Source organism: uncultured Neisseria sp., from assembly GCF_951230505.1.
In the GTDB taxonomy this organism is placed as follows: Bacteria; Pseudomonadota; Gammaproteobacteria; order Burkholderiales; family Neisseriaceae; genus Neisseria.
The window spans coordinates 1-8,332 of the sequence record NZ_CATNVN010000078.1 but is presented as its reverse complement, the minus strand read 5'-3'; the positions used below and the strand labels follow the sequence as shown (position 1 = coordinate 8,332).

The 8,332-nt window shown below is 48.4% G+C and carries 7 protein-coding genes and 2 pseudogenes; 3 read left to right on the top strand and 6 right to left on the bottom strand.

Features of this window, described 5'->3' with window-relative positions; genetic code table 11:
• Positions 1 to 32 precede the first annotated feature (32 nt).
• From Q1M25_RS06220 to acpP, 5 genes and pseudogenes are all read right to left on the bottom strand, one after another.
• Positions 33 to 1,406: a basic amino acid/polyamine antiporter gene (locus tag Q1M25_RS06220; protein WP_300482993.1), complete on the bottom strand. Its 1,374-nt coding sequence runs from the start codon at positions 1,404 to 1,406 to the stop codon at positions 33 to 35.
• A gap of 98 nt (positions 1,407 to 1,504) precedes the next feature.
• Positions 1,505 to 2,392 (bottom strand): annotated as a pseudogene (locus tag Q1M25_RS06215) (homocysteine S-methyltransferase family protein).
• A gap of 142 nt (positions 2,393 to 2,534) precedes the next feature.
• Positions 2,535 to 3,227 (bottom strand): hypothetical protein, encoded by a 693-nt coding sequence (locus Q1M25_RS06210; protein ID WP_150536972.1) that lies wholly within the window; start codon positions 3,225 to 3,227, stop codon positions 2,535 to 2,537.
• Positions 3,228 to 3,408: 181 nt separating this feature from the next.
• Positions 3,409 to 4,656 (bottom strand): beta-ketoacyl-ACP synthase II, encoded by a 1,248-nt coding sequence (gene fabF / locus Q1M25_RS06205; protein ID WP_039861923.1) that lies wholly within the window; start codon positions 4,654 to 4,656, stop codon positions 3,409 to 3,411.
• A gap of 162 nt (positions 4,657 to 4,818) precedes the next feature.
• Positions 4,819 to 5,055, bottom strand: coding sequence for an acyl carrier protein (gene acpP, locus Q1M25_RS06200; RefSeq protein WP_003679644.1), 237 nt, complete (start codon positions 5,053 to 5,055; stop codon positions 4,819 to 4,821).
• 254 nt (positions 5,056 to 5,309) lie between these two features.
• Between acpP and Q1M25_RS06195 the strand changes: the two genes are divergently transcribed.
• Positions 5,310 to 5,951 (top strand): IS1595 family transposase, encoded by a 642-nt coding sequence (locus tag Q1M25_RS06195; RefSeq protein ID WP_150536973.1) that lies wholly within the window; start codon positions 5,310 to 5,312, stop codon positions 5,949 to 5,951.
• 283 nt (positions 5,952 to 6,234) lie between these two features.
• Positions 6,235 to 7,728, top strand: a complete 1,494-nt coding sequence (locus tag Q1M25_RS06190; protein ID WP_300482987.1) for a TIGR00341 family protein — start codon at positions 6,235 to 6,237, stop codon at positions 7,726 to 7,728.
• Between the two features lie 44 nt (positions 7,729 to 7,772).
• Here Q1M25_RS06190 and Q1M25_RS06185 read toward each other — a convergent pair.
• Positions 7,773 to 7,964: pseudogene (locus Q1M25_RS06185) on the bottom strand (aminotransferase class IV); the annotation flags it as partial.
• A 22-nt stretch (positions 7,965 to 7,986) separates the two neighbouring features.
• Between Q1M25_RS06185 and Q1M25_RS06180 the strand changes: the two are divergent.
• Positions 7,987 to 8,160 (top strand): DNA topoisomerase, encoded by a 174-nt coding sequence (locus Q1M25_RS06180; protein ID WP_079454256.1) that lies wholly within the window; start codon positions 7,987 to 7,989, stop codon positions 8,158 to 8,160.
• The last annotated feature ends 172 nt before the right edge of the window (positions 8,161 to 8,332 follow it).

The following is an 8,332-nucleotide window of genomic DNA, read 5'->3' as shown; positions in this document are numbered from 1 at the left end:
GACAAACTGCTGTACGGCCGGCACAGCCAAAATCAACAGCAATACCAATACGGCTTTTTCCATACGGTTGAACTGACAACTTCCATAGTGTTCGAATAGAGAAACAGCAATACGCCGGGCAAATAGAGCAAGACTGACAGCAGCAAATATTCCGTGCCTGCCGCATAGACAATCCAAGCCGCATAAAGCGTTGCTGCCGCGCCGATAAGACGGTATTTTGCCGCAGCCTTTTGTGTCAGCGATAATTTGAGCAGATATGCACCAATTAACAGATACGGTATCAAAATCATGGAAGTCGATACCATCAGCAAGGCAGAATAATCCTCGCCTTTTAACCACACCAGCAATAGGCAAAACTGCACGGTCAAGGTGGTAAACATCAACGAACCCTGCGGCACTTCGTTTTTATTCAACGGGATAAACGATTTTGGAAATGCACCGTTTCTCGCACCCATGTGCGGAATCTCGGTCGCATACAGCGTCCAGCTTAAATAAGACGACAGCACAGACACAATCAGGCAGGAAGAAATCAGCACTTTACCCCAAGGGCCGACCATGTGCGCCAACACGCCCGCCATAGACGGATTAGCCATTGCAGCAATATCCGCACGAGGCAAAATACCTTGGGCCAAGACGGTAATTGCCACATACATTGCCAGCGTCAAGCTGACTCCGATAATGGTTGCTCGACCGACATCAGCACGACTTCGCGCATGCTTAGACAAAACCGCCGCACCCTCAATACCGGTAAACACCCACAGCGTAATCAGCATTGTGTTTTTCACCTGCGTCATCAGGCTGACATCAGGATTTTCAGGCGTAGCAAGGCTCGCCCCTGTCCAATCGGACATAAACACTTCGGTTTGAAAGAAATAGGCTGCCATACCGATAAATAAAATCAGCGGAAATACTTTGACTGCCGTCGCAATCAGGTTCACTCCTGCCGCTTCTTTAATACCGCGCACTACCAACCAGTAAATCAGCCACACAATTACTGATTCTCCAACAAAAGCAGCAAATGTGTTGCCTTTACCGAAAATCACGTTGTCCGGCGTATCGACAAATCCGCCCACTGCTTCAAACGCAACCACCAAATAGCCGACAATACCGACCGTGGTGCAAAGCCAATAGCCCCACGCCGAGAAAAAACCCATCAAATCGCCGAAGCCGTCGCGGGCGTACGTATAAATACCGCCATCCAATTCGGGCTTAAGTTTGGACAAGGCCGAAAATGACAGGCCGAGAAAGATAATGCCCACACCGGTAATCAGCCAACCCAACAGCAAAGCCTGCGAACCTGCAACGGCAGCCATATTCTGCGGCAGGCTGAAAATACCCGAACCAATCATGGAACTGATAACCAAGGCCGTCAGTGCAACCAAGCCGATTTGAGATTTTTGCGACATGTTTATTCCTGATTTTTATAATTATGTGTTTGTGAAGCGACGGCATTACCGGCTTTTTTAGCCTGTTCTAACCGTATCAAAATATTATGCAGCCGCTTTCAGACGGCCTTAAATCCTTGCGCCAACGCACGGATATGTTCAGGTGCGATACCGCAGCACCCACCGATGATTTCCGCGCCCAAATCCGCCCATTGTCTCGCCCATGCCAAATAATTTTCCGGCGTGGCATCAGCGCGAATCGGATCCAAACCATCGTTGGCCTCGTTCATCTGTCCTTGTACCGGTTCAAATGCATTGGCGTAAACACCCAGTTTCAGACGGCTTTGGGCTTCATGTGCCACTTTCAAAGCTTCCGCCATTACTTCAGGCTGACTGCAATTGAACAACATTGCCGCCGCACCTATTTCTACCGCGAAATCTGCCGCCTCGTGCACGTTTTCTCCCGAACGCAACACCGGTACATCATGCGGCATCGTATCTTCCAAAGTAAACGACACCCAAAACGGCTTACCGTCATCAGGCAGACTGCTGCGCCAGAAACGCGCTTCTTCCAAGCTGGATACGGTTTCTGCCAACCAAATATCAGCAAACGGCATCAAACCCGATATTAAAGGGCGAGCCAAAGCAGGTGCGACTTATTTGTCAAACAAGTCAGGGCGGTAAGAACCGAACAACGGCGGCAGGCTTGCGGCCACTTTTGCAGTAGTCCCGCTTTGTTCCACTGCTTCACGCGCCAAACAGCCGGAAAGCCTTGCCCATTCGGCAGCTTGAGCATCAAAGCGCTCCTGACCGATATGAAACGGAACAAGCGCATAGCTGTTGGTCGTAATCACCTGCGCGCCTGCGCGAAGAAAATCCAAATGCGTTTCACGCACAATATCCGGTGCTTCCATCAAAGCCAAAGCAGACCATTCCGGCTGCCGAAACGGTGCGCCGCGCCGATGCAGTTCACGCCCCATTCCGCCGTCTAAAATCGTTACCGTCATGATCGACCTCCAATGATGATTTTTTAAAATCGCCATTCTACGCTTTTTTTAACTCCTTACCCTTAATCTATGAAAAACTAAACTTATGCAGTTTCGTTATATAAAAGGCCGTCTGAAACTGGATTTCAGACGGCCTTTACGATTATTTCACAAACCGTGCATCTGCCATAAACGGCCGTGTAGCGGCTGGTTTGGCGGAATAGAAGCGGGAGAAGGTGCTGTCGATTTTAGTCTGTATCGGCTTACTATCCAATGTTGCTGATGCTTCCAATTTCACACCACCGCCACTGGTTTCACCCAATTTCATATTTGGCAACGTCAGTTTGGCAATATTGAGTTTCACATTTTCCACTTTGGTATCGGGAGACATCAGCTGTTTGCCGACCGGACGGATTTTTTCACCCTCATCATGAGGCGCAGCACCACCGTTATCGTCAACCACGCCGATATTAATCAATCGGGCAGATGCCAAATCCATCTTGCCGTTTTTGACCGGAATACCGACAAACAGTTTTACGCCGCGATGAATGAACGTATTGTCCCGCCACTGAGTTTGGCCCTCTTTCGGCGGTTTGGTTTCTGCCGCCACCGAATAAGTGCGGCCCATAATCATCAATTTATAACCTGGAATTTTTTTCGAACCGAATCCATCAGTGATATCTTCGACCAGTTGCGGCGCAGTCAGGGTTTCGTTTGCCAAAATACGGGCTGAAGTTTCTGCCAAATGGGCAGGCTTGCCGTCTATGGTCAATGCCTGTTCATGGCCGAAATCAGACGCAAATGCAGGCACGGCGGCCAGTGCAGCGGCCAATGCTAGAATACGGATGGTTTTCATTGCAGACTCCTGATAAAAATGTAATTGGGTTGATTACCCGATAAAATCCGGGCGATATTGATAGGAATCGGTATTTTTATACAAATGATACAGATTATCAAGAATATTTGGATTTTAAAATAAAAAAGGCCGTCTGAAAACCAAGTTTCAGACGGCCTTTTAATCTACTTAAAACCTTCTATCAGTCTTTGAAGCGTTTGAATACCAATGTGCCGTTGGTACCGCCAAAGCCGAAGGAATTGGAGATGGCAACGTCGATTTTCGCATCGCGTGCTTCGTTGGCGCAGTAGTCCAAATCGCAACCGGCTTCAACGTCTTGTTCAAAGATGTTGATGGTCGGTGGAGATTTTTGCTCGTGTACCGCCAACACGCTGTACAACGCTTCCACACCGCCGGCCGCGCCAAGCAAGTGGCCAGTCATGGATTTGGTGGAGTTAACAATGACTTTGCGCGCATGATCGCCCAAAGCGCGTTTGATGGCTTTGGTTTCGTTGGCATCGCCCAAAGGAGTCGATGTACCGTGTGCGTTGACGTAATCAACGTCTTCAGGATTCAGGCCGGCGTCTTTCAGGGCGCGGGTAACGGCCAATGCAGGGCCTTCTTCGTTAGGCGCGGTAATGTGGTAGGCATCGGAGCTCATGCCGAAGCCGACGATTTCGGCGTAAATTTTCGCACCGCGTTTTTTCGCGTGTTCCAATTCTTCCAACACCAGCACGCCAGCGCCTTCGCCGATAACGAAACCGTCACGGCCTTTGTCCCACGGACGGGAAGCGGTAGCAGGGTCGTCGTTGCGGGTGGAAAGTGCCTTCATGGCGGCAAAACCGCCAACGCCCAAAGTGCTGATCGCACCTTCTGCGCCACCGGCAATCATCACGTCTGCGTCGCCGTATTTAATCAGTCGTGCAGAGTCGCCGATAGAATGCGCGCCGGTCGTACAGGCAGACACCATGCCGTAGCTCGGGCCGCGGTAGCCTTTGAGGATGGTCACGTGACCGGAAATCAGATTGATCAGCGAGCCTGGGATAAAGAAAGGATTGATTTTGCGCGCGCCACCTTCGATAACGGCTTTGCCGGTCGCTTCGATGCTCGGCAGGCCGCCGATACCGGAGCCGATGTTGACACCGACGCGGTCTTTGTCGAGGGTTTCCAAATCGTCCAAGCCTGAATCATTGATGGCTTGCAGGGCGGCGGCAATACCGTAGTGGATGAACACGTCCATACGGCGCGCTTCTTTCGCGCTGATGTATTGGCCGATATCGAAATCGCGCACTTCGCCGGCGATTTGGCTGTTGATGTCGGATGCGTCAAAGCGGGTAATCCGTCCGATGCCGCTTTTGCCTGCGAGCAGATTGCTCCATGCGGTGGCGACGTCGTTGCCGACCGGTGATACTTGGCCAAGACCTGTGATGACTACTCTTCTCTGACTCATGATAATCTCGCTGTTGGTTGTCGGGATTTTCGCGGCAGCCTTGCTCTTTTTCTTCGTGAAAACGGGCAAAACTCATGCCGTCTGAAATTTCAGGGGTTTGATAATAAGGTAAAAGCCTCTATTGCGATGGCGCAGCAGAGGCTGGATGTTTGAGGCGACCGATTAGCCTTGGTGGGCGTTGATGTAGTCGATAGCCAATTGTACGGTAGTGATTTTTTCAGCGTCTTCGTCAGGGATTTCGCAGCCGAAAGCTTCTTCCAAAGCCATCACCAGTTCTACGGTGTCCAGAGAGTCAGCACCCAAATCGTCTTGGAAAGAAGATTCGTTTTTCACTTCGGCTTCGTTTACGCCCAGTTGTTCAGCAACAATTTTTTTAACTTGTTGTTCGATGTTTGACATGTCAGTCGTTCCTTTTCGCCTTGCGGCAGGTTGTTTAAGGGAAATAATTCGTCGGTATTGTACCGAATTCGGATAGAGTTTTCCATCTAATCCTGCATTTTAGCACAGATTATTCTGGAAAAACCTGTTGTTGCGCATATTAGCATAGGCTGATTTTAACCTACAAGCAGGAATTTGTTTTTGTTACGTATTAACATTAACATTATTAAAAAAAGAGGCTGTACTAGATTAGCAGATATGTTACCCTCGAAAATATGAAGATAACACACTGCAAATTAAAGAAAAAAGTACAGAAAAAACTGCTTCGTTTTTTTGTACTCGAAGTTACCACCCGTTCTGCCGCCGATATTTTGGGTATCCATCCCAATTCGGCAGCACTGTTCTATCGTAAAATCCGCACGGTTATCAACTGTCATTTGGCCTTGGCCGCCGATGAGGTTTTTGAGGGCTCTGTCAAACTGGACGAAAGCTATTTCGGCGGACGGCGTAAAGGCAGACGTGGTCGCGGTGCGGCAGGAAAAGTGGTTGTCTTCGGCATTCTGAAACGCAACAGACGGGTCTATACCGTTGTGGTGGATAATGCCAAGTCTGAAACGTTACTCCCTGTCATTAAAAAGAAAATCATGCCGGACAGCATTGTTTACACGGATAGCCTGAGCAGCTACGACAAGTTGGACGTGAGCGGTTTCATCCATTACCGCATCAACCATTCCAAGGAATTTGCAGAGCGTCAGAACCACATTAACGGCATTGAAAATTTTTGGAATCAGGCAAAACGCGTCTTGCGCAAATATAACGGAATCGATCGCAAATCTTTCCCGCTGTTCTTGAAAGAATGCGAATTTCGATTTAATTTCGGCACACCGTCTCAACAGCTTAAAATCCTGCAAAAATGATGTGGAATTTAGGGCTAATCTAGTACAGCCCCTTAAAAAATTTTGATGGCGGTTGCTGCTGAAAAAGTAGGAATTGGATTTGAGAGAAGGTTTTTGCATATGCTGGTTTCGTGAAGGCCTACGCAGGATCAGCGTTGTCAGCGTTTTCATGTGTATGCTAACCTTCTGCAAGGTATCTGCTTAATCATATTTGAAATCAGTATTAAAGCATAATTATCAGTATCCGAAATTCCAGTTAATTAAATATTCAGAGACAATCGTTAAGATTGATTTAAGGATGAAAATGCAAGACCAAGAAAACATTAAAAACCAAGAAGAACAAGAAAATCAGCCAAAAGAAGACAATGGTGCCATGACCAAGTTGCAAGATGTGTTCAATCTTGCGCATGACCAGGCCCATCCCGATAAAATTGATGCCACCATCCGTGCCAATACTCGGGTGTCCGGGACTAATATGTGGGTATTGATGTTTGCCATTGCCGTGGCGAGTATCGGTCTGAATGTAAACAGCACGGCAGTAGTGATCGGAGCGATGTTGATTTCGCCGTTGATGGGGCCGATAGTCGGTATGGGTTACGGTTTGGCGGTAGGGGATACTGCGCTGATCCGTCAAGCCGTGCGCAATATTATTATATTCGCCGTCATCAGCTTGATTACCGCTACGTTGTATTTCCTGTTAACCCCGCTTAAAGAGGCGCAAAGCGAGATTTTGGCGCGTACTCAGCCGACCCTTTGGGATGTGTTGATTGCCTTCTTCGGCGGTAGTGCGGGTATTGTGGCGCTGACCCGAAAAGAGGGAGGCAATGCCATACCGGGTGTGGCGATTGCTACCGCATTGATGCCACCCCTGTGTACTGCGGGCTACGGACTGGCACATGGCAACTGGCACTACTTTCTCGGTGCTTCATATCTTTTTGCCATCAACTGCGTGTTCATCGCTTTTGCGACCTTGTTGTTTTCCAAGCTGCTCAAGCTGCCGCGCAGGGGGTTGGTAAAGGAATCCAAACGCCGGTTGCACAGCATCATTATTACTGCCGTCGTACTTGCTGTCATGATTCCGAGCGGCTATATGGCATCAGGACTGGTGCGTCAGGAAATCTTCAACACCAGAGCCAATGCTGCCATTGCCACTGCGAAGCAACAGGAAGGTTTTTTCGTGCTGCGTAAGATGTTGAACCATAGAGAAAATAAAGTCAGTCTGGTTGTCAATGGAACGGGCAATGCCGAGAAAATTTCCGCCTTGCTCGTGAAAAGCCTTGAAGCGTCAGGTGTGAAAGAGCCGAAGGTCAACGTGGTCTATGCGGGAGGGGACAATGCCAAAATCGAAGAATTGCTGGCAAGCCAAAACAACCCGGTTCAGCAGCAAAATGAGCTGAAAGAGCAACAGGCCTATATCGATACCGTACTGGCAGGCAAAGCCTCCGATATCGACGATGCAGCGGTACTTAAGGAATTAAAAGCCCAATATCCGGAAGCGGAAAAAATCGTTGTCGGACGCGGCTTGGCTTGGGATAAAGCGCAAACAACGCCTGTTTCCGAACAGTCTGAAAGCCAAAAAAACGCAGAACCGAAGACAGATACATATGACGATATCGTCGTTGTCTCTCTCGAATTGGAGCAGCCACTACCTGCCAAAGATTACGAGCGGATACAGGCGTGGTTACGCCAGCGTTATGAGGGTAAGGTAGTGAGCATATTGCAAACGCACAAGTCTCAGACAGATAAACCGTCTCAGACAGATAAACCGTCTCAGACAGATAAACTGTCTAACGAATAATCGCCTTCAGGCTTTATCCATTTCCGAGAAATCATTGATTGTTCCTAGTACACCAAATCTGCCTCAAACACGCCTCTCAAGGCGTTGGAGAGGCGGATTTTTTCTGCGCGTTCGAGCATATCGCGGGTGATGTGTGTTTCGATGATGGTGTCCGCGCCCAAGTAGGTTTGCAGCTGCTGCAACACGGCTTGGCGCATGATGCCGTTGAGGATATCCAAATCCAGAGACGGGGTGAGACGGGTGTTTTTGTGCATGTTCATGTTTCAGTATTCTCCTGGAAATACTGTAAACAACGCTACTAGTTTCTACAGCATCGAGTTGATAACGTTCGCCCACACCGGCAAGGTTTTCTGCGCCAAGGACGAGTTTGAGTTTCTCAAAGTCGATTTGGTCTTCGCAAAAGACTTCGGGAAAGATTTGTTTGAGTTTTAATATATTGTTTTGTTTGAAATTATTTTCTAAATCGTGTATAATTTTTCGGTTCGGTTGCCATAATTGCGTCTTCCATCAATGATCACTTACAAAGTGTCCATTTTATCGGGACTTGTTGAAAGTTAAAAGAAAAGAAGGCCGTCTGAAAAACTTTAATATTCGTTTTTCAGAC

Coding starts and splice junctions, on each gene's coding strand:
- Q1M25_RS06220 (WP_300482993.1), bottom strand. CDS start 1,406: ATGTCGCAAAAATCTCAAATCGGCTTGGTTGCACTGACGGCCTTGGTT.
- Q1M25_RS06210 (WP_150536972.1), bottom strand. CDS start 3,227: ATGAAAACCATCCGTATTCTAGCATTGGCCGCTGCACTGGCCGCCGTG.
- fabF (WP_039861923.1), bottom strand. CDS start 4,656: ATGAGTCAGAGAAGAGTAGTCATCACAGGTCTTGGCCAAGTATCACCG.
- acpP (WP_003679644.1), bottom strand. CDS start 5,055: ATGTCAAACATCGAACAACAAGTTAAAAAAATTGTTGCTGAACAACTG.
- Q1M25_RS06195 (WP_150536973.1), top strand. CDS start 5,310: ATGAAGATAACACACTGCAAATTAAAGAAAAAAGTACAGAAAAAACTG.
- Q1M25_RS06190 (WP_300482987.1), top strand. CDS start 6,235: ATGCAAGACCAAGAAAACATTAAAAACCAAGAAGAACAAGAAAATCAG.
- Q1M25_RS06180 (WP_079454256.1), top strand. CDS start 7,987: ATGTTTCAGTATTCTCCTGGAAATACTGTAAACAACGCTACTAGTTTC.